The following is a 22,900-nucleotide window of genomic DNA, read 5'->3' as shown; positions in this document are numbered from 1 at the left end:
CATCAAATCTTCATCCACCGTTCATGATTTCCCCATGTCACGATCTCAGGATGAAGTCATGCGGCTTGTCGTCAGTGGGTGCACAGCCCGCTGTTTCACGTCCTTGCACTAGTCATGCTGAGAGAAAAAGAAAGGCCATTGCTGCACGCAACACACTTGTACGAGGGATGTTTTTCCGGCCTTGGCGCAGCTACGGCTCGCTGCCACACCCCTCGACGTTTGATGCACGCGTTGCTAATGATCCTGCTGCTCGTGGCTGCCGCCTGCAGCGAGGACAAGGGCGTGGTCTCGACCGCGGCCTCATTGACTATGCCTGAACGGCTTACTCTCCCGGCCCAGCGGCATATTGAGACGAGTGTCGTCACTCGCGGACCGGCGAAGAGGATTCTGACGTTAACCGGAAAAGTTGCCTACGGGGAGGACGGCTATGCCAGGGTTTCGACACCGTTAGAAGGACGGATTGTGGAGGTCCTCGCGCGGGTGGGCGATCGAGTTCGAGCAGGCGATGTGTTGCTGGTGATGGACAGTGCCGAGATCGCACAGGCCTATGCGGATTTCATCCGCGAGCAGGCCGAACGGAGGCATGCCAAGGTGTTCTATCAGCTTGCTCGTGACTTGTATGCCGTCAACGCCCTTTCGTTAAAGGATCTCAAACACGCAGAACGCGACCTCGTGAAAGCGGAGGCGGAATTCCACCGTGCAAAAGAGCGCCTCCTGGCACTCGGCGTTTCCTCACTCGAGGTCGAGACACTCGTATCTGACGACAAAATTACGGCTCGTTTTGAACTGAGAAGCCCACTGTCCGGAACCGTTGTGGCTCGAACCGCCGTGCCAGGTCAATCCGTGGGGCGGCCGCCGAACGAGCCGTTGTTCACGGTCGCGGATCTTGACACACTGCAGGTCATCGCTGATGTGTATGAACGAGATATCGCGATGCTGCAGCACGGACAAGAGGCTGCCGTCGTCGCCGAAGCCTATCCAGAGGTCACGTTCCCGGCCGTCATCACGGGCATGGGCCATGTCGTGGACCCCACCACGAGGACGATCAAAATTCGAGTCTCGGTACAGAATCATGACCGTAAGTTGAAGCCGGGCATGTTCGCCCGAGTCCAGGTCGATCTCACTCAGGAGTCCTTTCTCACCGTCCCAAGAGAGGCGATCCTCGTCATCGAGGGGAACGAGTATGTGTATGTGATGGACGGGGAAGGTCGGTATGCGAGACGTGCCGTACAAGTTGCCGCCCCTGCTGTTGACGGCTTGGCTCTTGTCTTGGAAGGCCTGGCGGACGGAGAACAGATCGTTACAAAGGGAGCTGTGTTCCTGAAAGCTCTAGAAACCCCAGGATGATATACGCCGTGTCGCCTCTCCGTGCCACGCCGTCCTCAAGATGACTATCCCGAGCCGCGGTGCCGGCGGAAGGCCGCCACAGAGATCAACACCCGGTGATCAATTCATCATATAGTGAAGAAAGGCGACATCGCGGCCTCTTAATGAGAACGCCGCTTCCATCATGCGATGGGGTGTTGGCACGGAGAAAGCGCTCGCCGGTGCGGGGATCCACCTGTTGGTGGCTGACCTTCGCCCGAGATGATTGAGACGAGGCTCCCGTCATGAAGAGGAGGCAGGGCCTCGTTTGCTTCCTGTCCGGCCGCGAGATCGCCGTCCGTCGGTTCCCGCGGCAACTTGAACGGGCGCAGCCATGTCCGGTACGAGCTGAGAGCAGTATCTCCATTCGTCGTCATACCAACTCATCACCCTTTCTTAGGTCACCGGTCTACCAATCGCCATCCAGTCATATTATGGCTTCCGCTCGACATGTGGCGGGATCGCCACGTCGATGACCTTGTTCTCTTCATCGATCAGAAGCACCACGGGGTCGTTGGCAGACAACGTGGAGACGGCCGTATGCATGACGGGACGGACGTCATACGCCTGTTCAGCCCCCTCCTCGGTTTGGATCGCAATTCTGTTCTCTTTGAACGGCTCCCGGACGATGCCCACCACTCGTGTGAAGTTTCCCTTCAGCGGCGTTTTCTTTTTCCAAAGTTCCCCGGCGCGCTCAACCGCTTCTCTACTCCCGAAGGTGACATCGACGATGCGGTTCAGTTCGTCGATCAGGAACACGGCATCGACGCCGACCGGAATGGAGGCCACCTTACTCCGCGCGACCGGCCGCACTCCGTGAGATTCCTCCTGGCCTCCCGTCGTGCGAATCACGGCCCGGTCGTGCCCGGTCACGAGGGATTGCGCGAGTTGCCCTTGCACGACCCGATGCTGCCCTGCCTCGCCTATCAGGTGCACATCGACGAGTAGATTTTGATCGTTGACGGTAATCTCCACCCGATCGCCTTTCTTGAGGTCGGGAAGGCCCTTTTCTTTTCGCACGTTCATCGGAATGAAGCGCGGCTGCATTTCGCCGGTATCGATTCTGGCCTGATCGCTTGCAACCGCCTCGACCGTCCCGAGCAGCACTCGATCGCCCGGCAGGAGCTGCGGCTCACCTCCCGACGCTAGCGAAGCGGCATCCGCGCCCGTTGCCGAGATGAGCAAGGCCATGAGAACCATCGTAGGTCGCCATTTCATCCATCGTGCCATGATTACTCCTTCCTTGAGTAGACGGACATTGATAACGCCCTTATCTCTCGTCTCATCGGTGCTGCCCGGCCCCGAAAGGTGCCCCTCGACTCGGAACGCACCCATAGAGCCATCACAAATTCAGGCGAAGGCGCACCACCCTTCCCACGATGACATCCTGTTCCATCAGCGGGGCATCCGGATAGCGACGATTGAAGGCATGGAGCACGTATTGCCGCCCGACTTTCTTGACTTGGCGGAGGATCGGACGGCGTACCTCTTCCGCCGTCCTGACCACGACATAGTCATCGGCCTGCCAGGCCATGTCCGGATTCACGAAGATGATTTCGCCGCTCCGGAAAAGCGGCTGCATCGAATCATCTTCGAGCCGTACGGCGAAGACCCGCTCTCCTGCCACGTCGGTTTCGATCGTGCGGGTCGACATGGCGACGGCTCGATCGCCGAGCTGATCCGCGAGATCCGACCACGAGAGCAGTGGCACCGTGCGATACTGCCCCAGGTCAACAGGAGGATCGGCGCGGAGCAGGTCTGAAGCACTTGTGGCGTGCAGATCACCGAATCGAAGCATGTCGACATCCATGCGGAAATAGGCGGCGAATCGCTTCCAGGTTGAAAGATCGGTCGGCACCATCCCGTCGAGAATCGCTTTGACTTGCGCTTCAGCAATGCCGATCGCACTCGCCAGACCGGCCTCCGTCTGGCCATCGCTCAACTCTTTGAGTAGTAAGCTCGAGAGTGTCATAACAATGGTGACAGCAACTTATCTTCCTCGTCGCAAGAAGCAGCACGGAGCAACCGCACAACGAATTGGGAATCCTCATCGGCCGAGCGCCCACGTACCATATACCTTGTTCGCGTTTCGGGAGCGGCCGTCCTCGCTCCCTGCCCGCTCGTTCTCACTGTATCGCCTCTCGATGAACTGTCTGTGAATCGAACATGAAACCTTGCTCATGTGCTTCTCCATGGCGGTTCTCCCTTATTGAAAGGCCGGATGCCGCTCCGGGACCGGGCTCACGACCGCGGCCGGGACTTTCACCGGCTTGGTCCCCAACGAGGCGAGCCAGAAGACGAACAAGATACTGATCCAGAAGAACAGCACGTTGAACGAGATCATGTTAGCCGCGAATCCGACCGTGTGCGTGTAGGCCCACGGCGAGTTGTCGCGCATGATTTCGCTGACATGCCAGAACAGTCGGACCGAGGAGCGAATATACCCCATGAGCGCCATCATCCAGGTGAATTCGGTGGCGAGCATGATGAGGGCATATTGCGACCGCGCCGTCATCCGGCCCCATTCGACCGGCCCGCCCTGCTTGGCCCCTTTCAACATGACCAGGTTCAGCGCCGTCATGAAGAAGAGACAGGACAGGGTCGTGGCGACCTGCGGGACCGAGAGCCCCACGCGCACATTCGCGGGAATGTAGTAGCCGTAGATCGCAAGCCAAATAATGTTGAGATAGGCGACCGCGAAGAAACACCCCATGAAGATGTTGCCGAACTTGGCCCACGAGACGGTCGGGATCTTATTGCCGCGCTGATACCAGATGAAACTCAGGATCGTCGTCACGATCATGACGTTGATGCCGCCGTTCTTGGCCGACATGACCCCGTAGTTCCCCAACACGGGGTGCTGCTGGCCGCCCATCGCCTTGAGCTCCGCCGGCGTCATGACCATGGTGTGCGGGGTAATGAAAATCAGGAAACTGCAGATCATGACGAACACCAGATACTTCACGTAGCGTAGGTAGCGTTCGGCGCCCCGCATGCGCTCCATGCACTGCCATAGGTAGTAGCTCGTCGTCAGGAAGAGTGCGCCGATCATTGTCGCCTGAATGATGAAGAGCCAGGCGAGCAGGCCGCCCATCAGCGTGATCCCCATTTGTTGCCGATAGGCATAGACCTCGCGCATCAGCCAGTACCCCGCAAATGGGAGCGGGATCAAGAACAGGACCGCGATGAACATGGCGACGTAGCCCATCCAATCGTAATGGGCCCGCTCTTCATCGGTTTTGGCCGAGAGGAACCGATAGGCGGCGTATGCGGCGACCGCGCTGCCGCCGAAGGCCATGTTGCCGAGGATCCGATGCACGTTGAGCGGGTTCCACAGCGCCGTATGGATCGCGTGCCAGATGTTCCCCAGATACTGCCCCTGATCATCGACGCCCGCCGGCGACATCATGAAGGCGATCCAGGAGTTGGCCAGAAACATCAAGGCCGTGCCGATGACATTGAGGATCACCGACATGCTCAGATGGATCCATTTGAGCAGCCCCTCCTTCATCTTGTCCCAACCATAGTAGTAGATGTACAGGGTGCCGCTCTCGGCGACGAAGAGGAGCGCGTAGATGTGCATGACGGGTCGGAAAATACTGGAGAGATACCCGAAGAAGGTCGGATACAGCGTCAGGAAGGTGAAGAGGAGAATGCCGCCGAGGATCGCCGTCAAGGAATAGGCGGTGAGACTGATCTTGATGAAGTCGTGCGCAAGCTGATCGTATTTCTTGCCCAACGCTCGGTCTTTCGCGACCATCCCGATGAATTCGATGATCATGCAGAAGATCGGGACGGCGAGGACGAAGCTGCCGTAATACAGATGTTGTTGGTTCGCGAACCAGATCAGCACACGACTTTCGAAATTGTACCGGGGATAGTGCTCGGTCGTGTCCGCGGTGGTCGGAGCCGGGGGCCCTGAGACCGGGCCCTCCACCTTATAATAGACGTCACGCGAGTACTCCACGTGACCGTCAGAACTACCGGCACCAGCGCCTGCCTTCGTTCCCGACGCCGTCTCCTGCGCCGAGCCACTCGCTCCACTCAGCGGCAGTAGCAGACACAGCCCCAACAGGACGATCACGAGCGCTCGATTGGGATGAGACAGTCTCATCGCTTCCCTCCTTCACGCCCGTAGGGACGTGTGTGATAGGCGATCGGCGGGCGAAGCAACCAGATATTGCCGATGGCCAGCAGGATGGAACCCAACGTGCCGATGGCGACAAGCAGCGTGGTCAGCGTGGTCATAGTGCCTCCTCGATCTTCATTCGTGATGGTCTTCATGCACACCCGTTACAAGGCGCGTACCATGGCTCGCGTATTCAGGACGCGCGTAAGTCGCGGCGCTGGCAGGGCACTCATCAGCAGCGAGGGGAAGATGGCTCGTCCGACCGTGAAGGACAACGAAACGTACCGTGAACCAACACGAGTGGCATTGAGCTCTGAGCTCTCGTCGGTCCACGTCTGCTACGCCGTTACGCCACAGCAGCGGTGGGCAGACCGCCCGATGGCAGGGACATGACCCTGGAGCATGGACAGCGACGCCACCTCCGCTTGGTCGGGAGGGTATTGAGACTTCCCTCAGGAAGGGTCGAAGGGAGTGAGCAGGCCAGTGGGTCGGCCTGCTCCGGGGGTCTGTGCTGGAACTGGCTGTCCGGCGGAGGCGAGACAGGCGGGTCCAGCCTCTTCGTAGGAAGAGAACATCGAGAGGGAAGCGCGGAGCACCGATAGCCGCCCTGTGAGGTGCCGCCATGGCCGGTGGCCCGACTGTCAAGCTACTGCTCCGCAGGCTGCCGTCAACCGGCCTTTCCGGATGAAGGAGAGGTCAGGGCCGGCTACAGACCTCCATCGTAGTGGACCTTGGATTTGTGGATGCCGAGCTTGCGTAGACGGCTCCGCAGGGTCTCCGGATTGAGGCCCAACAGTTCGGCCGCGCCGTGTTTGCCATAAATCCGCCAGCCGGTCTGCTTGAGTACGTCCACAATATGGTTGCGTTCGAGACTCTGCAGCTCCAACGGTTGCGGCGCCGCGCTCTGCTCGTGGGGTAACAGGTGCTCCGCGATGTGAACCTGGGAGGAGTGCGAGAGGATCACGGCCCGTTCGATCACGTTCCGTAATTCGCGCACGTTTCCCGGCCAGCGATAGTCCATCAATCGCTGCACGGACGCCGCGTCGAGGCGAAGGCCCGGCCGCTTCAGGGTCGACCCGATTTCGCGGAGGAAGTGCTCGGCCAAGATCGGGATGTCCTGACGCCGCGACCGGAGCGGCGGCACCTCGATCGGAAAGACGTTCAGCCGATAGTACAGGTCCGGCCGAAACGTGCCACGAGTCATGGCACTGTTGAGGTCCGCATTCGTCGCCGCGATGATCCGCACATCGACGGGGACCGACTGGCTGCCCCCCACCCGATCGACCACGCCGTCCTGCAGCACGCGGAGCAGTTTCGCTTGGGCCTCCAGCGGCATCTCGCCGATCTCGTCGAGAAAGATGGACCCGGTGTGCGCGAGCTCGAACCGGCCGGCGCGCCGCCGGTCCGCACCCGTAAACGCCCCCCGCTCGTGCCCAAACAATTCGCTTTCGATGAGCCCCGGCGGCAGGGCGGCGCAATTGACTCGGATGAACGGCTCGGCGTGACGAGGACTGACCTCATGAATCTCGCGGGCCAACAGTTCCTTGCCCGTGCCGGTTTCGCCCAGCAGCAGCACGCTCGTCTGGGTCGGCGCGACGGCGCGCACCAACGCGAGGACGTCGCGAAAAGCCGGCGACTCTCCGATCAGATCTCCGACATGGCGGCTGGTCTTCACCTCCTCGGTCAGGTATTCGTTTTCCAATCGGAGCTGCTCCGTGAGGCGCGTGATCTGCTCGTACGCCCGGACGTGGTCGATGGCGTAGGCGATCTGCGTGGCAACTTGCTGCAGGAATCGAAGGTCTTCGTCATCCGGCTGTCCGGTTTCCAAGCTGCCGAGATTCAGCGTGCCCAGACAACGGCCCTTCACGAGCAAGGGCAGATTGATCATGCGGCCCAAGCCCTCCTGCGCATAGTATTCATCCTCCAGAAACACCCGTTCGCGTTGAAGGTTGGGACGGACGTGTATCTGCTTGTGCGTGCGCACCCAGCCGACCGCGCTCCCCTCGGCCGGAATGACGGCGTCCATGCCGAGCAGCGGCGTGTCGAGGTTCGTCACGAGCGCATAAAACCGAAACGTGTTGGTCTCCGGGTCGTGCAACGTCAGGCCGGCCCGCGCCCACGGCACCACGTCGTGCAGACGGCGCGCGATGACGCGCCAGAGCCCCTCGAAGTCACGCTCGGAGTTAAGCGCATTCGTGACTTCGAGAAGCACCTGATAATTGAGCTGCTGGCGGTGCATCGCCTTAATTGACCGTCTCTCTCATCACTGAAGCCGCCTCTCCCCTTACCGTGGACTAAAAAGACAGAGACGCCTTCTCGTCCATGGTCCGCAGGAACTCTTCCCACTTCTGAAGCTCCTCGTGTCCCTTGGCGCGCACGTGCCGATCACGGGCGTGAAATTGATCCGGCGTAATCCGATAGCACAGGTCCCACAGTGCGTCTGCGGCGTACGGATCGATTTGCCCGACACGCGACTCGAGCATCACCATGAACGTGTTGAGCGTGTCGAACGTTTGGCGATGCTGTCCCTGTTGGTGGCTGCTCCGGACTTTCAGCAACTGATCGATGTACGGCTCGAAGTTCCCTGAAATCGCTCCGTACTCGGCCAGGCTCTTGTACTTCACGACCTCTCCCAGCAACTGATCGGTCCACGCCGTCTGTCCGATCACGGCGCGCCCGTCGATGCCGTACTCATTGCCGCTCGTCGCATTCGCATCATAATCGTGGCCGTGGAACGCGACAAGCATGGCGCTGAAGAGAGCCGCCTGACCGAGTGTACGAAAGGTGCGAGTCATACTTCCTCCTTTTGGTTGTGAGACGTGCTGCATGCGTGACACGTGCACAGCAATCTCCATACCGCAGAGGAGTGCAATTTGACGCATCGAGTATCAACGGGATCGAGCGCTTCCGGCGCCGTGTCGTCGAGAGTACCGTGACGAATCACGGTGAAGCGTGGCGACCCACGATGGTCAGTGCGGCTCCGCGCACCCGGCCAGAGGTTGACCTCTGTCATTCTCGATCGTGATACCAAACGGTTCACCGTGACATGCCACGGTGAACGGCTCACCGACCGAACGTCGATCGACAGAGATTTGCGGAAGCTCATGACATTCGGTCCCCTCTCCTGAAAGCAGCGCGGCATGCCTGTTGCTCGAAGCGTCACCGTCCTTTTACGAAAGGGAGGTGTATGGCGATGGTGCCCTTCTCAATCCGCGCTGCCGGTGCCGTCTGCGCAGCAATCCTGCTTGTCTCGTGTACGCAATCCGCGGAGCGCGTGTCGCCCCTGTTCCCTCGCGACCACCCGATCAATAGCCACGCGCTCTGGCCGGAACAGCTTCTCGCGCAGGCCGCCGAGTTTCGCCTCTTGGCACGCGAGGGTCGTGCGGCAGGCGATTTCGATCTCTACCTCGATCAGTTCATCAAGGTCCGAGACGCGTACCGCCGCGGCGACCATGTCGGAACCGCGCATGCAATCAACGCCGTCATGGCCATGCTGGAAAACCGGGTCGGCGGAGTGGACGCGGACTTCGCGGACCGGCTGTGGGACGAATGCTACCGCCGCACCCCCAGCCATTACCTCCAACGTGCCCGACACGTCCGTGCGTTAGGAAACGAAGAACTTGCCCGACGGGAAGAGCGGCTGCGATTGCAGCACGAACGGGCCTCCCTCTCCTCGCTGGACTGAGAGATCAGAGTCGACGCGACATCCAGAGGCCTTCCTGGCGTCCGAGGCGACGGCGGAGCGGTGGAGCTGGTGTGAAGCGTCACCAGCTCCACCTATCAGTGTCGTCCATCAGGAGGGAAGGACCACACCTATCCGCTTCTCCGCGCCCTTGCGGAGAAGAGACCTTCCGTCCGGCACCTATCGTCGCGGCCACCATACCGAGCGCACATGAAGACATGATGAAGAAATGATGAAATGCCTCTACGGCCGCGGCTCATCCGATCTTCGTCAGCACGATTCGTCGCGGCCACATCCTCTCTGAGGGATCACGCCAACGGCGGACAACCCACCGATCCAGCGACCACTTTCCTCCTCCATCCAACACCAAGGCGATGCCCATGACGACAAGGAGAAATTCGAGCACAATGAGGACCGAGGCCGGCTCAGTCGGCATCTCGGACTGCAGCGCTGAGCCGTAGGGAAGACCCACTCCGTTCAGCAGCATCACTGTGAGCACGCCGGCGGCGCATCTCGTCGCGATCCCGAGCGTGAGCAGGAGCGCGCCAATGAAGAGGGCGACGACCGTGGCGCTCTCGACCATCCACATCAGCTCACTCAGCGTACTTGGCCCGGACAGGTCCATGCGACTCGCCAGCATCGACGCATGGAGATAGTCGACGGTCTTCAACACCACCATCCCCGCCATCGTCAGCCGCAAAAGAACGCCCGTCCACTGCGAGCCAGTTTGGAGCATCCAACGCATAGGCGGCGTCTCAGCCATCTGACCCAGATCGTCCCGGACGACTCATGAAGAGCGACAGTGAAAGAAGAACGGGCTTACAGCCCTCTGATAATCGCTCGCTGCCAGGTCGCATCGGCCCATCGCAATTGTGCCTCGTTGTAGAGATCGATCGATTCAAGCATCGTCGAAAGGAGCCGCTTGGTCTCGCCGACTGGCAGTTGCGCGGCGACCCGTTTCAAGGCCTGCCAATTCTCTTGGTCTTTGATCTCGGCGAGCAGGACTGCCGCGAGGCATGCGTACTCCTTGCTCTTGGCGTCCAAGCTGTCACTGTCAAAGAGCGTTTCGAGCAGACGCTGACCAGGAACTTGTTCGCGGATGGCTCGCAAGCTTGTCCCTGTCGGATCATAGCCCAGCTCGAGCTGCATGGCGTCCAGGATGGCGAGTTGGCGCTCGATCTCGTCTCGAAACGCGGCATATTGAGCGCGTAATCGGTCATTGGCGGAATGCTCAGCGGCACAGCGGTACAACCAGTAGTTGGTCCGTTTCTGAACGTGCAGCAGGTTGAGCGCCTCTCGGAGTTGCTCCTCCCGTGTCTCAGCGTACTCGTGACGCCACTGCTTGCGTGGCCGTCTGGTCCGGATCAGCGTCGAATGTGCCATGTCATTCCCTTTCCCTCTGTCTCCTGAGGCCGGAACATTAGCTCGTCACATCCATGATCGAGACGCCCCAGACCACTAAGACAATGAAACCCAGCAGCACCAAGGTGAGAAAAATATAGGCTAAGGTATCTGTCATCATCCCCTCCCATGAGCGTTGGAAACATCGTCATCATCGTTCTTGTGTCTCTCTGTTCCTGACTCAGATGATAGTCCGCGAGGATGAAGAGCGGATGAACCGACCGTGAAAAGTGGCAGAAGGATCATCCCTATGCCGGTTCGAAACCGCGCCGGTAGAGACGGAGATCGCAGCTTGTAGAACAGGCCCCTGCTTCCGGGGGATGGTCCGAGAAGTTGGAGAGAAAGAATTGTCCCTAGGCCAAAGGACCGGCGGGAATTGGTAACCAGAGCGTGAAGATCGACCCGCTGCCCACATGGCTCTGAACAGTCACGGAACCATGGTGGGCCTCGACAATTTCTTTGACGATCGGCAGACCGAGCCCCGTCCCCCCGGAGTCCCTCGCGCGTGCCCAATCGGTGCGATAGAACCGCTCAAAGAGATGCGGCAGATGTTCGGCCTCAATGCCTTGACCCGTATCCTCGACCCGGATCGCGACCTGGTTCGCCACGCGCTCGAGACGCACGGTGACGGTCCCGCCGGATGCCGTGTATCGAAGCGCGTTATCGAGCAGGTTGACGAGGGCTTGTTGCAGCCATTGGGGGTCTCCGCGTATCTCCGGGACAAGCTGTCCTTCAAATCTCAGTGCAATGCCGCGATCGTCGGCGAGGACCCTAAGCTCGCTTACCAAGTTCTGCACCAACGGCCCCAAGGCCACCGGCGCAAGCCTGACCGGGGGGCGCTCTCCCGCAAACTTCGTCAGCACCAGCAGCGACCGGGTGAGCGTGATCAGCCGTTCGACCTGTTCTAAGTTGCTCAGCAACGCTTCTCGGTATTCTTCCGGCGTCCGCGCTTTCTGCAACGTCACTTCCAAATTCCCTTGCAGCACGGTGAGCGGCGTCTGCATCTCATGCGCGGCGTAGTCCACGAACTGACGCTGACTGTTGCACGCGCGTTGGAAGCGATCCATGACGGCGTTAAACGCCGTCGTCAGGCGTTGGAACTCCACAAACGGTGAGTCGAGCGTCAACCGAGCGCTCAGATCGGCTTCAGAAATCGTCTCGGCGCTGGCGCCGAGCAGGCGAAGCGGCGTCAGAATCTTCCCCGCTAACCATCGGCTGCTCAGCCAGGCCATGAGCAGGATTGCGATCGATCCAACGGTCAGCAGCACGATCAGGCCCTGGAGCGTCTTCTGAGAAAACAGGAGCGAGGCTTCGGCTTGAAGGATATAGCGCATTTCACCATGCCGAGGAATTTGAATCGAGACCCGGCGCACGGAGGCTCCGTCGGGATGCCGGACGGTTTCAAACACGGCCGGCTTGCGTTGCACCTGATCGACGAACGTCTCCGGCAACCTTCCGCGAGGACCAACATCGGAGCCTTTCCACACGAGATGGCCATCCGTAGCAAAGATCAGCACCGAGTGCGCAACTTCCCGGAGCTCGTGGCGCTCCTCGGGTGTCTGGCCGGGCTCCTGCGCCGGCACAAGTTCCTCAGCGCCCGATTCAATGAGATCGGGGCGTCGTTCGATCAGCTGCGCGAGCGTTTCGGCCAAGCCCAGCAGTCGGCCGTCCACGTATTGTCGCAGTAAGCTGTCGCCGCCGATGTAGACAAGCACGGAGAAGGTAGCTACGAGGCCCGCCATCAACGTCAGGGCCGACACGCGGATCAGCGTGTGGAGCGATTTCATGCGGTAACGGCGGGGTCCTCCAGCATGTAGCCGGCCCCCCGGACGGTCGTGATCAGCGCGGGAGAAAATTCACGGTCGATCTTGGCCCGAAGGGCGCGGATGTGGGCATCCACGATGTTGGTCATGGGATCGTAACTGATGTCCCACACGTGATCGATAATTGCGGTTCGCGTGAGGACACGATTCTTATTGCGGAGGAGGAATTCGAGCAATAGGTACTCTTTGTTCGTGAGTCCAATCTCTTTTCCGGCCCGCCAGACACGCCGGGAGGCGGGGTCGAGCTCAAGATCGGCCGCTGTGAGCTTCGTCAAATGCTGCGGGCCGCCTCGACGCAAGAGCGCCCGCACACGGGCCAACAGCTCTGCGAAGGCGAAGGGCTTCGTCAGATAATCGTCCGCGCCCGTATCGAGACCCGAGACTTTGTCTTGGACCGTATCGCGCGCCGTCAAGAGGAGGACGGACGCCCTGATGCCGGAGGCACGGAGCCGCCGGCACAGGGTCAGCCCGTCCAGTTTGGGCAGCATGATATCAAGGATGAACAGATCGTACGGGTTTTGATGCGCCAGCTCGAGCCCGGCTTCTCCGTCCAAGGCCACATCGACCGCGTACCGCTCCTCCTTGAGCCCCTTGCGCATGAACTGGGCCAGGTCAGCGTCGTCTTCTACTAGTAAGATCCGCATCAGTGATGAGTCTTTTCTCCGCCCGTAGCTCGAGGAAACCAGCCCCGCACCGGGCCACCGGGCTTTATTTTCCTGTATCCGCTCTGCCTATTCCAGCCCCCGCGGGGCGACGTGCCTTGAAGACCTACGCGGCTTTAGAATACCGGTCCCAGGTGTCATTGGCCGCGGGCGTGTGGTCGTCTCGATAGGTCGCCCAGATTGCGGCGCCCCACATGAACAGCATCAGTGACAGTAAAGCGATAGTTGGATACATGTATTCCTCCTTTCTCTTCCGGTGCTCTGTCGTTCCTCATCTCCAGTGGTTCCTGGTGCTCGGCTCACCGAAGGCTTAGGCCGTCTGCGTGGCGTAATAACGCGGAGAGGCCCCACACAATCATCACGAACAGCGCAATGACGGTGACCAGCAGCACAAGCAACGCCTTGCGAACGGGCATTTCTGACTCTTCCCTCTCTTTCGTTCATCCCTTGTCCTGTCTGGTGCTAGGCGGCCCGTGCGAAAGAGTCTCCCGCGCTTCGACCTGCAGTGCGGCTTTCATTCACAGGGCGCCGCGGCGGCGAATTGAGCACGCTTACGATTCCGAACATGACGATGCCGACCGCACCGAGAAGCGCGAGCATGGCATCGACCAGTGAGCTGATATCCTTCCCCATGGCCGTCCTCCTTTCGACCTCACAATATCGCGGCGGGATGAACTCGGGATGAATCCGAGATGAAAAACCGTTCATGTTGCAGCACTACAAGCATGGACAATGCTGCTCAGAAAGTGCCAGGCAGACGAACTAACGAAACTTTTGCCCCGCCTGGATCGCTAGGTCGGCAATGAGGAGGGTAAGGCTCCTAACAGGTGGGATTGTTGATGTAGCCTCTTCTCTGCCATCCAACTATGACGAAAATTTGTCACCGACTGTTCAGTTTTGTACGCACTTCGTCTTTCCTTAGTCAAATCGAGGATTTTATCGTCCCCGCTCCAGTATTGATCGTTCTTTACTTTCGTGGTTCGGCTGAAATTACGGCACTCCCTTTGCAGCGACGCTCTAGCGAATTACTTCTCAAATCCCCGTACCACGGAGTACATCATGTCCCTTGAAACGCTGATCGCCGCCGGCGTGTTCGGATGGTTGGTTGTCGGGATGGTGATGATGGGACTCGGGATTTGGTAGGGACCTAATAGCGTCGCAGGGCCGGGAACGGGAGACCCCATAGTTGTGCCCGAGCAGCCGCCCAAACCGTTTCGAACACACTGTTCAAATCCGGGGCTGATTTCGCCAACAATTTGACGATCAGGCCTCGCACGGCTGGCTCCGACACCCCTCCTAAGACCCGGCCCTGCCGATTTTCCAGCACTTCCCCAATCGACTCTTCCAGCCGTTTCCACGTCTCCTCACCGATCCCGTCGCTCACGAGATACAAGGTTCCAACATAGTTCCAGTCTCCGATGATCCCTATCCCGCGGTGCGGCTCTGGTCGTGACTTGATGATGTACCGCTCGCAAAGCGATCCAGCTACCGTCTGGACGAGAATCTCATTTTCGAATTCCGTAAACGCCCATCGCTCACCCCTCGCCACACGGCCCGCGGCTATGGCATCCCACAAGACGAGACCGGCTAATTGTTCTAGCGTGACGTGGACCCGTTGCGAGAACCGGGCGCCTGCATAGGGAATCGTCAACTCCGGAACCCATTCCAGAACGGCGTCTCGGCCGACATGAACCCGGATGATCTGCTCTGCTCGCTCCGAGAGCGATCGATACACCCGATTTGCCGATGGCGTGGAACAAAGGACCCGGGTTTCTGGACCGGTGATCACTTCAACAGTCACACGATCACCACCGACCAATCCACCGGAAGGGTTTACGAGATTAATGTAGGCAACGTCTCCATCAAGTGACGTCGCGGGTAAGAAATGCCAGGGACTGAAGGCGGCGTGATGCGAGAGATAGGTCCGTCCGTCGCGGCTCGCGAACGTCAGTTCGAGTGTACCGTGACGACCAACGGCAGCGACATCAGCGTCATGAGTGGCCGACCGGTGCATCATGGACTCGTGCCTGCCGGCGATCGCCGAGCGACGCGACGAACCGATCGATCCATTCTGTAACCCCGCTGAGGCCCTGCCCCGTGAGAAGATTCGTAAAGACAAAATGCCGATCCCCTCTCATGCGTCGAGCATCACGCTCCATCACGTCGAGATCGGCGCCGACGTGGGGAGCAAGATCGATCTTATTGATGACGAGAAGGTCTGAGCGAGTAATTCCCGGACCGCCTTTGCGCGGAATCTTGTCTCCGGCAGCGACATCGATGACATAAATGACGGCATCGACCAGTTCGGGCGAGAAGGTGGCAGCCAGATTATCTCCGCCGCTTTCCACGAACAACAACTCCACATCGGGAACCCGCTTCACCAGCTCGTCCAACGCCTCCTGATTGTGCGAAGCGTCCTCGCGGATCGCCGTGTGCGGACACCCACCCGTTTCGACCCCGATGATCCGGTCGGTGGGCAGGGCGCCGCGCCGCGTCAAAAACTCCGCGTCCTCCTTTGTAAAGATGTCGTTCGTCACCACCGCGATACTGTATCGGTCGCGGAGCCGCCGGCAAAGCGATTCGACGAGCGCCGTTTTACCCGATCCAACGGGGCCCCCGATGCCGATCACCGGGATCCCACGATGCCGGGCGACGGTGGGCCGGTCACTGTGCATATGATGATCGCCGCTCATGACCGGAACAACCGAACGGGAAGCCGCGCGTGCCGCATGGAATAGATGTCGTGCACCGGCGTCCAACAGGATAATTGTTGCCGCAATACAGCCTCGCGAGTGACCTCGCCGATGAGCGGCGCCCATCGCGCAAGAAGCCGCTGCCCTGCCCGCTGGCCGATGGGCAGCAATTTCAAAGCGGCGGAAACATAGCCGACCGCCGTTTGATAAAGGAAAGCCGCAGCCGCAGACTCCGCCGTCCAGCCAACCGTCCCTAACACGAGACCTGTAGCGACAGCATGGTGACCAGGCAACGCACCCGCTTCGACCTCCACCAAATAGCCGATGAGCAGCCGATTGGCATCCCGATCATCGACCGCAACCCGCAGAACCTGCCGTCCCATCTGTCGACTGGCCGCGCGAGCTTCCCGGCTAAATTTCATCGCTTCCACGCTTCGATCCGCCTCCGCCGCGATCGCATGACAGTCTTTCAGAGCCGCCCGGCATCCTGCCGCAGCCGCCACCGCTTCACAACGACCAATGCCGTGCCGCAGGATATCTTCAACATAGAGGGCGAGGTCTTCTTGGTTTCGAACTGCGCCGTCGTGAACAGCCGCTTCGAGCCCCGATGAAAAGGCGTAGCCGCCCGAGGGAAAGAAGCTATCGATGAAGCGAATGCCGACCAGCAGGGTAGAGGGATCCATAGCAGTCGCGAGAGCGATCAGAACAAGAAGTAGCGTTGCGCCATCGGTAGCACGGCCATGGGGTCGCATTTGAGCAACTGACCGTCGGCACGGACCTCGTACGTCTCGGCATCGACGTCGATACGCGGTAGCGCGTCGTTGAGCTTCAAGTCCCGCTTCCCAATGCCCCGGCACCCTTTCACCGCAGTTGTGCGCTTCTGTAAATGCAACGATTGCGGAACGTCACGCTCCAATGCCGTCTGGGAAACGAACGTCAGGCTCGTACTGAACGGCGCGCGGCCGAAGCTGCCAAACATCGGCCGTGTATAGACGGGCTGCGGCGTGGGAATGGAGGCATTCGGATCACCCATCGCGGCCGCCATGGGAAAGCCGCCCTTGATGACGATCTCCGGCTTGACGCCGAAGAATGCCGGCTTCCAAACGACCAAATCAGCCAGCTTCCCGACTTCGACTGAGCCCACCTCATGCGCGATGCCGTGGGTAATGGCCGGATTGATCGTGTACTTCGACACATAGCGTCTGGCGCGGAAGTTATCGGTGTCGTGTCCCGTCTTCGGCCTGCCGTCGCTGAGCACGCCCCGCTGCACCTTCATCTTGTGAGCGGTCTGCCACGTGCGAATGATGACTTCCCCCACGCGGCCCATGGCCTGAGAATCCGACGACATGGTGCTGATCGCGCCCAAGTCGTGCAGGATGTCCTCGGCGGCAATCGTTTCGCGGCGAATGCGGGATTCGGCGAACGCGATGTCTTCCGGCACGCGAGGATTCAAATGGTGGCACACCATCAGCATGTCCAAGTGCTCATCCATCGTGTTCACGGTGAACGGCATGGTCGGGTTGGTTGAGGACGGCAGCACGTTCGCTTCGCCGCAGACCTTGATGATATCCGGCGCATGGCCGCCACCCGCGCCTTCGGTATGAAAGGAATGGATCGTGCGCCCCTTGAACGCCTTGATCGTATCCTCGACGAACCCCGCCTCGTTCAGGGTGTCGGTATGAATCGCGACTTGCACGTCGTACCGTTCGGCGACATCCAGGCACGTCGAAATTGCGGCCGGCGTCGTCCCCCAATCCTCATGCAACTTCAATCCGATAGCACCCGCCGCGATTTGCTCCGCCAGTCCCTCCGGCAACGACGCATTGCCCTTTCCGAGAAAGCCAAGGTTGATGGGAAAGCCATCGGCCGCTTCGAGCATCCGGTGGATGTTCCATGGACCGGGGGTGCACGTCGTCGCATTCGTGCCGGTCGCGGGCCCGGTGCCGCCGCCTATCAGCGTCGTGAGTCCAGCCGACAGCGCCTCGGTGATGATCTGCGGGCAGATGAAATGGATGTGGGTGTCGATCCCGCCCGCCGTCACGATCTTGCCTTCGGCGGAGAGGACTTCCGTCCCAGGCCCCACTTCCATCCCGTTCGTCACCCCCGCCATCATGTCCGGATTCCCCGCCTTCCCGATACCCACGATCCGGCCGTCGCGGATCCCAATGTCCGCCTTCACGATGCCCCAGTGATCGAGGATGATGGCGTTGGTGATGACAAGGTCCAGGGCGCCGCGCGCGTGTGTCGCCGCTGGAGATTGGCCCATCCCATCGCGAATCACCTTCCCGCCGCCGAACTTCGCCTCTTCGCCGGGAGTCGTCAAATCCCGCTCGATCTCGATGATCAGGTCGGTGTCCGCCAGCCGAACCCGATCGCCGGCAGTCGGGCCGTAGAGATCAGCGTATTGGCGGCGCGGAATCTTCATCTTCGCAATTCATTAAATCCTGCTACGGATTGGCGGTGAATCCGAGCTCTTTGGCGCGGCGTAACGCTTCTGCCTTGACCGTCGGATCGTCCAGCCTCCCGTTGGTCAGACCGTTGACGCCATACGCCACACGATTGCCGCCGATGGCAACCAGCTTCACCCGCTTCTCCTCTCCCGGCTCGAAGCGCACAGCGGTGCCCGCCGGAATCTCCAAACGAAAGCCGAAGGCTCTCTCACGATCGAACTTGAGCGCGTGGTTCGCCTCAAAAAAATGACAATGCGACCCGACCTGGATGGGCCGATCGGCGGTATTTGCCACAATGAGTTCGAGGGTAGGCCGGCCCTCCAAGGCCACGATGTCGTCCCGACCGAGAATGATCTCCCCGGGGATAACCGCCTTGGCTTTAATAGGCTCGTCTCTCTTTTCCCTCGTGACAGGTTTGCCACGCTTTCCCTTGGCTTTTTTAATCACGGTGCGTCGACCCAACTTGATAGACGTCTCAGCAGCGGATGAGTTGCTACGATCAAGAGAATCAATATGCCGAGACCATTGCCAAGAATCAGAAAACTACTCGGCCAATTTCGCAAGAAAGAATGACCCAATACGTCTTTGAGAAGATGAACAGAGGTTATTGCTGCAACGAAATAAACCCCAAATCCGACAATTACACCAATTGTCTTCCTTAGCCACCTCGGAGTTGATGGAACTGGTAACGGATTTTCGGATAACGAGTATCGACAACGCTCACAATAGCCTGAATATGGCTTCCAGTATAGGTAGGAATGACATTGTGGGCAGGCCCGAACATGATAGCTGTCACTGTTCACAGATCGATAAGAATATCTGTGGAACTAAGCAACCGAAAATCGTAAAACGTCGACCGTGAGCCGTCGTACAGCATTCCCGGCACCTTTAACCAGTCTTTCCATTTCCCGATACACTTCACCCTTAAAGTACTTTTCGCCACACTGCTGACATATACCGGCCGGAACGTTTTCAATGATTTTCAGATCCTCTCCCCACCAGAAGTCCACGCTCGTGACCTTATCGACCACGTTTCCCTTACAAAAATAGCAAGTGCGACTCATCGCCTCTCCTTCCGGGTGCGCCAGTTGCTTTCCCACTCCGATGGATCAGGTTCATAGGCGGTAATTATCAACATCAATGGCTCGTCGACATTCCCGCAAACAATGTGTATCGGACGCCTTCCCCCGACAAAACCTAGTATAAGGCAAGAAGGTCCTCTCGGATCATCCGGATAGGATTCAATAACCTCACCATTCTCAATCGCCTGTTCTATCGCTTCGATTTCGATCTTCCGGCGTCTCAGCTTTTCAGTATGAGTAAATGAAATCTCATATTGACCTTCTTTCACTTTCTGCCGGATGGCGTCGATTTCCATTTAGCAAGACTTCATACCTCTACCGAATCGGCTGATGGACGGTGACGAGTTTCGTCCCGTCCGGGAATGTGCCTTCCACCTGGAATTCAGCGATCATTTCCGGCACGCCGGGCATCACGTCGTCGCGCCGCAGCAGCGTCGTGCCATAGGTCATGAGGTCCGAGACTGACCGGCCGTCGCGGATGCCTTCCAGGATCGCGGCCGTGAGGTAGGCGACGGCTTCGGGATGATTGAGCTTCAAACCACGCGCCTTCCTGTCCCGGGCGAGCTGACCGGCGACATAGATCAAAAGCTTTTCCTGTTCCCTCGGCGTTAAATGCATCGTTAACTTTCGATCGCACGGCGCGGGACCGCGTCGCTTGTGGTCCGTCCCTATCGAATTGATCTACGAAGTTCCATTGAACCCGGCATGGGCGTATCATGTCAGCTTTATCGACTGCGTTCAAGAGTCAACGTCGTGCGAAACATGGGGAGGCCTAGACGTGATGGCAGATGACGTCGAATATCGCGGAGACTCGGATGGCGTGCCGGCGTTCATCGGCTGGACCCTGCGGGGCGTCGGCCAAGTCGTCTTTCAAAATAATCCGGTCTCCGGCGCCGTCATTCTCGGCGGCCTCTATTACAATTCTTGGATTTACGGGACGGTATGCCTCGTTGGGACCGCGGTCGGCACGCTCACGGCACTCTTGCTCAGGGCCGATCGTGAGTTGATCAAGAACGGCCTCTTCGGGTTCAACGGCGCGCTCGTCGCCATCGGATTGGTCGCCTTCTCGAGCACGGACTTCGTCCACGGAACGCCGCCGACCGCCCTGCTGTGGCTCTACCTCGTCGTTGTCGCCGCGTTGACGTCGGTAGTGGTCTCGGTCTTCATGACCCTGCTCGGCCCGCACAAGGTCACGGGGCTCACCATGCCGTTCATTCTGGTCGGGTGGATGTTCTTGGCCGGCGCGCTCCACTTCAGCATGCTCGAGGTCGGGCCGGCGATCAAACCGACTTCGCCGTCCGACTTTACCGGTCCCCGGCCTGCCTATACTGTCGGCACGTTTTATCACGGCTCCATCAACGGCCTCGCGGAGATATTTTTTCAGGACAACCTGATGTCCGGAATTGTCATCCTACTCGGCATTGCGATCAACTCTCGGATCAGCGCCGCCATGGCGCTGTTGGGATCGACGCTCGCCGTGGCGATCGCCGCGCTGTACGGTGCTCATGATGAGGCCATCAGGGACGGCCTGTTCGGCTACAATGCCGCGCTGACGGCGATGGCGTTGGGCGGATTCTTTCTCGTACTGACCCGCGCCGGATTTTTCTACACCCTGTTCCGAATCGTCGTGACGACCTGGGCGTGGGCCGGCATCGCGACGTACTTCGAGCCCAGCGGTCTGCCGGTCTTTACCGCGCCGTTCGTGATCATCACCTGGCTCACGCTAATCGGCCAATACCATCTCAAAGCCGTCGTTCCCGTTCCCCCAGCCGACGCGGTGACGCCGGAGGCCAACCTCGCCCGGTATCGCGTCGGTCAAAACACATAGAGCAGCTCCAGAGATACCGTGGGTTGGTAACTGATGGAGCGGCCGCCGACTTGGAACACATCCTTGTTTGCCTTGTCGTATCGATATTCCAATCGGGCCGTCCAAGAGGCGGTCGGTTTGAACTGAAGCGTCGGCGTAAATTCCCACAGTGTCAGGGGCACAGGTGAAGCTGAAGACTGAGACGTCGCGCCGAAGCAGACATTGGCCCGAGGCTGGTAGGCCGTCGTGCCGTCGCAGGTCGTGAAGCCTCCCGCGTCCTCGTACAGCTCGGCGCGCAGATGAATGCCCCACTGCGGAGTCAAATCATAGATGAAGTACCCGGCGACGCCGTTCCACCGCGCATTGTGGGCCCTGCTGATTGCGCTGCTGTTCGCCTGATTGGCGTAATACGCTTCAAGGATGACCGAGGTGGTATCCGTCGGATGAACGCTCATTATCCCGCCGAGCAACAGAAGATTGCCTCCTTCCGTGCCTACCGACCCAGGCCTTGGTCCGCCGAGTCCATAAAGGGTCACGGTGAGCCAGCGAAAAGGATCGACCGCAACGGCCGACTCCACGAGAGGGTCGTTCCGCGTGTCGACTCGCGCCGAGTTAATGTAGGAGATGACGCCGAGAGAGAACAACACGTGGTCTCCGAAGTGATACGACCCCCGTACGCCACGGGTCGTAAAGGGTTGCCCCAAGCCGAACAACCAGGACCTCGAGTAATTCGCGTTGTGCGGGCTCTCGAGAACCTCGTAACCAATGACGCTGTTGATCTGCCCGAGTTTGAGATCGAGACCGTGCCCAACGGGAGCCAGGTATTGAAGGTAGAATTCCTGGAAGTCCGCCCACGGGCTGAGGTTGACTCCGCCGATAAAGTCCGAATCCCGTCCGGCATTGAACTTGACGCGAAAGCCGAATCGATCTCTCCAACCATCGGCCTCGGCGGTCCGTTCGAGGACGAATTGCGCGAGATTGGGCCGAACCTGATTCGAATTGACGTCGAAAATGCGGAGTTGATTGATGCGGTTGGACGGGTTGTTGAAGTTCTGCGTATACGACGCGTCGAGATAACCAGAGATCTGCAAGCGGAGAGGCTCGAGTATGAGCGGCCTCACGCGTGTTTCGAACAGACGCGCACGCCGAAGAGCGACTTCCGCTTCCTCAAAAGCAAGCGAAGAAGGAGGGCTTTGCGGAAAGGCGTGATCGATCAGAGAGAGGACAATCGAGACAATGACGACCGAGAGAACAGAAGCATTGAAGCTCGCCAGCCGCACATCAGATTGCCGCTATGTGGACCACCAGTCACACAACCAAATGCTGCCTCACCTGCTCGGCTCTCAATTCTGATGTCATGCCCGTCGCCCTCACTCTCCTCTTTCTTCCCTCTTTTCCTCTCAACGACGGTCAAGCAACTGCCAATGGGATGGCCGGGTCCGGCTCAACTGCGCGCATCGAACGAGCACCTTCTTAGCGTGCGCGTTCTGCGAGCACCGGAGCCGGCCCCTTCCCGTTCGAGGGCCTTCCGAGGCCGCGCGTTGCGCGAACACAGAGCCTCCCCCGGCCACCCCGCCCTCTTCTACACCACCAAATGCTGCTTAATTTGTTCGCCGCTCAACTCGCTCGTCTTGCCCGTCGCCACCACCGCCATCTTCTCTTTTTCTTCCTCTCCTCCCCTCCACCGACGGGCAAAGAGAACAATCGCGCAGAGGTGGGAGGGAAGGCTCCATTGCGCGCATCGAACGAGCACATTCTTATCGTGCGCGTTCTGCGAGCACAGAGCCTTCCCTGCCACCCCTGCGC

25 protein-coding genes are annotated in these 22,900 nt (G+C 59.4%); 3 read left to right on the top strand and 22 right to left on the bottom strand.

The features are described from left to right. The first annotated feature begins 222 nt into the window (after positions 1–222). Positions 223–1,347, top strand: a complete 1,125-nt coding sequence (locus AC1U7K_RS09735; protein ID WP_480251007.1) for an efflux RND transporter periplasmic adaptor subunit — start codon at positions 223–225, stop codon at positions 1,345–1,347. A gap of 450 nt (positions 1,348–1,797) precedes the next feature. On the opposite strand, the gene AC1U7K_RS09730 is transcribed toward AC1U7K_RS09735, so the two are convergent. The 6 genes from AC1U7K_RS09730 to AC1U7K_RS09705 form a co-directional block, all read right to left on the bottom strand. Beyond that, positions 1,798–2,595 carry a hypothetical protein gene (locus tag AC1U7K_RS09730; protein ID WP_480251006.1) on the bottom strand — a complete coding sequence of 266 codons (798 nt, stop codon included), beginning with the start codon at positions 2,593–2,595 and terminating at the stop codon, positions 1,798–1,800. Between the two features lie 112 nt (positions 2,596–2,707). Then, the gene (locus AC1U7K_RS09725) at positions 2,708–3,337 is read right to left on the bottom strand and encodes a S24 family peptidase (protein ID WP_480251005.1); all 630 of its coding nucleotides are present in this window, start codon (positions 3,335–3,337) and stop codon (positions 2,708–2,710) included. A gap of 234 nt (positions 3,338–3,571) precedes the next feature. Next, positions 3,572–5,479 (bottom strand): cytochrome ubiquinol oxidase subunit I, encoded by a 1,908-nt coding sequence (locus AC1U7K_RS09720; RefSeq protein WP_480251004.1) that lies wholly within the window; start codon positions 5,477–5,479, stop codon positions 3,572–3,574. Further along, positions 5,476–5,613: a hypothetical protein gene (locus AC1U7K_RS09715; RefSeq protein WP_480251003.1), complete on the bottom strand. Its 138-nt coding sequence runs from the start codon at positions 5,611–5,613 to the stop codon at positions 5,476–5,478. The genes AC1U7K_RS09720 and AC1U7K_RS09715 overlap by 4 nt, the downstream gene beginning before the upstream one ends. Before the next feature lie 587 nt (positions 5,614–6,200). Beyond that, entirely contained in the window at positions 6,201–7,733 is a 1,533-nt protein-coding gene (locus AC1U7K_RS09710; RefSeq protein WP_480251002.1) for a sigma-54-dependent Fis family transcriptional regulator, read from the bottom strand. 55 nt (positions 7,734–7,788) lie between these two features. After that, positions 7,789–8,289 (bottom strand): hypothetical protein, encoded by a 501-nt coding sequence (locus tag AC1U7K_RS09705; protein WP_480251001.1) that lies wholly within the window; start codon positions 8,287–8,289, stop codon positions 7,789–7,791. A gap of 398 nt (positions 8,290–8,687) precedes the next feature. On the opposite strand from AC1U7K_RS09705, the gene AC1U7K_RS09700 reads away from it, so the two are divergent. Beyond that, positions 8,688–9,179, top strand: a complete 492-nt coding sequence (locus tag AC1U7K_RS09700) for a hypothetical protein (RefSeq protein WP_480250999.1) — start codon at positions 8,688–8,690, stop codon at positions 9,177–9,179. Positions 9,180–9,432: 253 nt separating this feature from the next. Here AC1U7K_RS09700 and AC1U7K_RS09695 read toward each other — a convergent pair whose 3' ends face one another. The 14 genes from AC1U7K_RS09695 to AC1U7K_RS09630 all read right to left on the bottom strand — a co-directional run bounded on the left by AC1U7K_RS09695 (position 9,433) and on the right by AC1U7K_RS09630 (position 19,905). After that, complete coding sequence (locus tag AC1U7K_RS09695; protein ID WP_480250998.1) at positions 9,433–9,921, bottom strand: DoxX family protein; 489 nt, start codon at positions 9,919–9,921, stop codon at positions 9,433–9,435. Positions 9,922–9,995: 74 nt separating this feature from the next. Then, positions 9,996–10,559: a hypothetical protein gene (locus AC1U7K_RS09690; protein WP_480250997.1), complete on the bottom strand. Its 564-nt coding sequence runs from the start codon at positions 10,557–10,559 to the stop codon at positions 9,996–9,998. Between the two features lie 371 nt (positions 10,560–10,930). After that, entirely contained in the window at positions 10,931–12,364 is a 1,434-nt protein-coding gene (locus tag AC1U7K_RS09685; RefSeq protein ID WP_480250996.1) for a sensor histidine kinase, read from the bottom strand. After that, entirely contained in the window at positions 12,361–13,044 is a 684-nt protein-coding gene (locus AC1U7K_RS09680) for a response regulator (RefSeq protein ID WP_480250994.1), read from the bottom strand. The genes AC1U7K_RS09685 and AC1U7K_RS09680 overlap by 4 nt, the downstream gene beginning before the upstream one ends. Before the next feature lie 124 nt (positions 13,045–13,168). Next, entirely contained in the window at positions 13,169–13,297 is a 129-nt protein-coding gene (locus AC1U7K_RS09675; protein WP_480250993.1) for a hypothetical protein, read from the bottom strand. A 227-nt stretch (positions 13,298–13,524) separates the two neighbouring features. Beyond that, the gene (locus AC1U7K_RS09670; protein ID WP_480250992.1) at positions 13,525–13,695 is read right to left on the bottom strand and encodes a hypothetical protein; all 171 of its coding nucleotides are present in this window, start codon (positions 13,693–13,695) and stop codon (positions 13,525–13,527) included. Between the two features lie 514 nt (positions 13,696–14,209). Beyond that, entirely contained in the window at positions 14,210–15,079 is an 870-nt protein-coding gene (locus AC1U7K_RS09665; RefSeq protein ID WP_480250990.1) for an urease accessory protein UreD, read from the bottom strand. Then, on the bottom strand, positions 15,054–15,737 hold the full coding sequence (gene ureG, locus AC1U7K_RS09660; protein WP_480250989.1) for an urease accessory protein UreG: 684 nt from the start codon (positions 15,735–15,737) through the stop codon (positions 15,054–15,056). Before ureG ends, AC1U7K_RS09665 begins: the two co-directional genes overlap by 26 nt. A gap of 14 nt (positions 15,738–15,751) precedes the next feature. After that, entirely contained in the window at positions 15,752–16,438 is a 687-nt protein-coding gene (locus tag AC1U7K_RS09655) for an urease accessory protein UreF (RefSeq protein ID WP_480250988.1), read from the bottom strand. A gap of 17 nt (positions 16,439–16,455) precedes the next feature. Then, positions 16,456–18,180, bottom strand: a complete 1,725-nt coding sequence (ureC, locus tag AC1U7K_RS09650) for an urease subunit alpha (protein ID WP_480250987.1) — start codon at positions 18,178–18,180, stop codon at positions 16,456–16,458. A 22-nt stretch (positions 18,181–18,202) separates the two neighbouring features. Then, entirely contained in the window at positions 18,203–18,652 is a 450-nt protein-coding gene (locus AC1U7K_RS09645) for an urease subunit beta (protein ID WP_480250986.1), read from the bottom strand. Positions 18,653–19,032: 380 nt separating this feature from the next. Further along, positions 19,033–19,269, bottom strand: a complete 237-nt coding sequence (locus AC1U7K_RS09640) for a type II toxin-antitoxin system MqsA family antitoxin (RefSeq protein ID WP_480250984.1) — start codon at positions 19,267–19,269, stop codon at positions 19,033–19,035. Beyond that, positions 19,266–19,583, bottom strand: coding sequence for a DUF4258 domain-containing protein (locus tag AC1U7K_RS09635; RefSeq protein ID WP_480250983.1), 318 nt, complete (start codon positions 19,581–19,583; stop codon positions 19,266–19,268). The genes AC1U7K_RS09640 and AC1U7K_RS09635 overlap by 4 nt, the downstream gene beginning before the upstream one ends. Positions 19,584–19,602: 19 nt before the next feature. Continuing rightward, the gene (locus AC1U7K_RS09630; RefSeq protein ID WP_480250981.1) at positions 19,603–19,905 is read right to left on the bottom strand and encodes an urease subunit gamma; all 303 of its coding nucleotides are present in this window, start codon (positions 19,903–19,905) and stop codon (positions 19,603–19,605) included. 163 nt (positions 19,906–20,068) lie between these two features. On the opposite strand from AC1U7K_RS09630, the gene AC1U7K_RS09625 reads away from it, so the two are divergent. Further along, positions 20,069–21,115 (top strand): urea transporter, encoded by a 1,047-nt coding sequence (locus AC1U7K_RS09625; RefSeq protein ID WP_480251293.1) that lies wholly within the window; start codon positions 20,069–20,071, stop codon positions 21,113–21,115. Here AC1U7K_RS09625 and AC1U7K_RS09620 read toward each other — a convergent pair. Continuing rightward, entirely contained in the window at positions 21,103–22,185 is a 1,083-nt protein-coding gene (locus AC1U7K_RS09620) for an outer membrane beta-barrel protein (protein WP_480250980.1), read from the bottom strand. The two genes, AC1U7K_RS09625 and AC1U7K_RS09620, sit on opposite strands and share 13 nt — an antisense overlap. Before the next feature lie 491 nt (positions 22,186–22,676). Beyond that, positions 22,677–22,892, bottom strand: coding sequence for a hypothetical protein (locus AC1U7K_RS09615; protein ID WP_480250978.1), 216 nt, complete (start codon positions 22,890–22,892; stop codon positions 22,677–22,679). Positions 22,893–22,900 lie beyond the last annotated feature (8 nt).

This window comes from Nitrospira sp. Vd2 (assembly GCF_979581665.1).
This window is presented reverse-complemented; position numbering and strand designations above follow the sequence as displayed.

What these genes read in the sequence shown, in the direction of transcription:
- AC1U7K_RS09735 (WP_480251007.1), top strand. Translation starts at nt 223, where the DNA reads ATGCACGCGTTGCTAATGATCCTGCTGCTCGTGGCTGCCGCCTGCAGC.
- AC1U7K_RS09730 (WP_480251006.1), bottom strand. Translation starts at nt 2,595, where the DNA reads ATGGCACGATGGATGAAATGGCGACCTACGATGGTTCTCATGGCCTTG.
- AC1U7K_RS09725 (WP_480251005.1), bottom strand. Translation starts at nt 3,337, where the DNA reads ATGACACTCTCGAGCTTACTACTCAAAGAGTTGAGCGATGGCCAGACG.
- AC1U7K_RS09720 (WP_480251004.1), bottom strand. Translation starts at nt 5,479, where the DNA reads ATGAGACTGTCTCATCCCAATCGAGCGCTCGTGATCGTCCTGTTGGGG.
- AC1U7K_RS09715 (WP_480251003.1), bottom strand. Translation starts at nt 5,613, where the DNA reads ATGACCACGCTGACCACGCTGCTTGTCGCCATCGGCACGTTGGGTTCC.
- AC1U7K_RS09710 (WP_480251002.1), bottom strand. Translation starts at nt 7,733, where the DNA reads ATGCACCGCCAGCAGCTCAATTATCAGGTGCTTCTCGAAGTCACGAAT.
- AC1U7K_RS09705 (WP_480251001.1), bottom strand. Translation starts at nt 8,289, where the DNA reads ATGACTCGCACCTTTCGTACACTCGGTCAGGCGGCTCTCTTCAGCGCC.
- AC1U7K_RS09700 (WP_480250999.1), top strand. Translation starts at nt 8,688, where the DNA reads ATGGTGCCCTTCTCAATCCGCGCTGCCGGTGCCGTCTGCGCAGCAATC.
- AC1U7K_RS09695 (WP_480250998.1), bottom strand. Translation starts at nt 9,921, where the DNA reads ATGCGTTGGATGCTCCAAACTGGCTCGCAGTGGACGGGCGTTCTTTTG.
- AC1U7K_RS09690 (WP_480250997.1), bottom strand. Translation starts at nt 10,559, where the DNA reads ATGGCACATTCGACGCTGATCCGGACCAGACGGCCACGCAAGCAGTGG.
- AC1U7K_RS09685 (WP_480250996.1), bottom strand. Translation starts at nt 12,364, where the DNA reads ATGAAATCGCTCCACACGCTGATCCGCGTGTCGGCCCTGACGTTGATG.
- AC1U7K_RS09680 (WP_480250994.1), bottom strand. Translation starts at nt 13,044, where the DNA reads ATGCGGATCTTACTAGTAGAAGACGACGCTGACCTGGCCCAGTTCATG.
- AC1U7K_RS09675 (WP_480250993.1), bottom strand. Translation starts at nt 13,297, where the DNA reads ATGTATCCAACTATCGCTTTACTGTCACTGATGCTGTTCATGTGGGGC.
- AC1U7K_RS09670 (WP_480250992.1), bottom strand. Translation starts at nt 13,695, where the DNA reads ATGGGGAAGGATATCAGCTCACTGGTCGATGCCATGCTCGCGCTTCTC.
- AC1U7K_RS09665 (WP_480250990.1), bottom strand. Translation starts at nt 15,079, where the DNA reads ATGATGCACCGGTCGGCCACTCATGACGCTGATGTCGCTGCCGTTGGT.
- ureG (WP_480250989.1), bottom strand. Translation starts at nt 15,737, where the DNA reads ATGCACAGTGACCGGCCCACCGTCGCCCGGCATCGTGGGATCCCGGTG.
- AC1U7K_RS09655 (WP_480250988.1), bottom strand. Translation starts at nt 16,438, where the DNA reads ATGGATCCCTCTACCCTGCTGGTCGGCATTCGCTTCATCGATAGCTTC.
- ureC (WP_480250987.1), bottom strand. Translation starts at nt 18,180, where the DNA reads ATGAAGATTCCGCGCCGCCAATACGCTGATCTCTACGGCCCGACTGCC.
- AC1U7K_RS09640 (WP_480250984.1), bottom strand. Translation starts at nt 19,269, where the DNA reads ATGAGTCGCACTTGCTATTTTTGTAAGGGAAACGTGGTCGATAAGGTC.
- AC1U7K_RS09635 (WP_480250983.1), bottom strand. Translation starts at nt 19,583, where the DNA reads ATGGAAATCGACGCCATCCGGCAGAAAGTGAAAGAAGGTCAATATGAG.
- AC1U7K_RS09630 (WP_480250981.1), bottom strand. Translation starts at nt 19,905, where the DNA reads ATGCATTTAACGCCGAGGGAACAGGAAAAGCTTTTGATCTATGTCGCC.
- AC1U7K_RS09625 (WP_480251293.1), top strand. Translation starts at nt 20,069, where the DNA reads ATGGCAGATGACGTCGAATATCGCGGAGACTCGGATGGCGTGCCGGCG.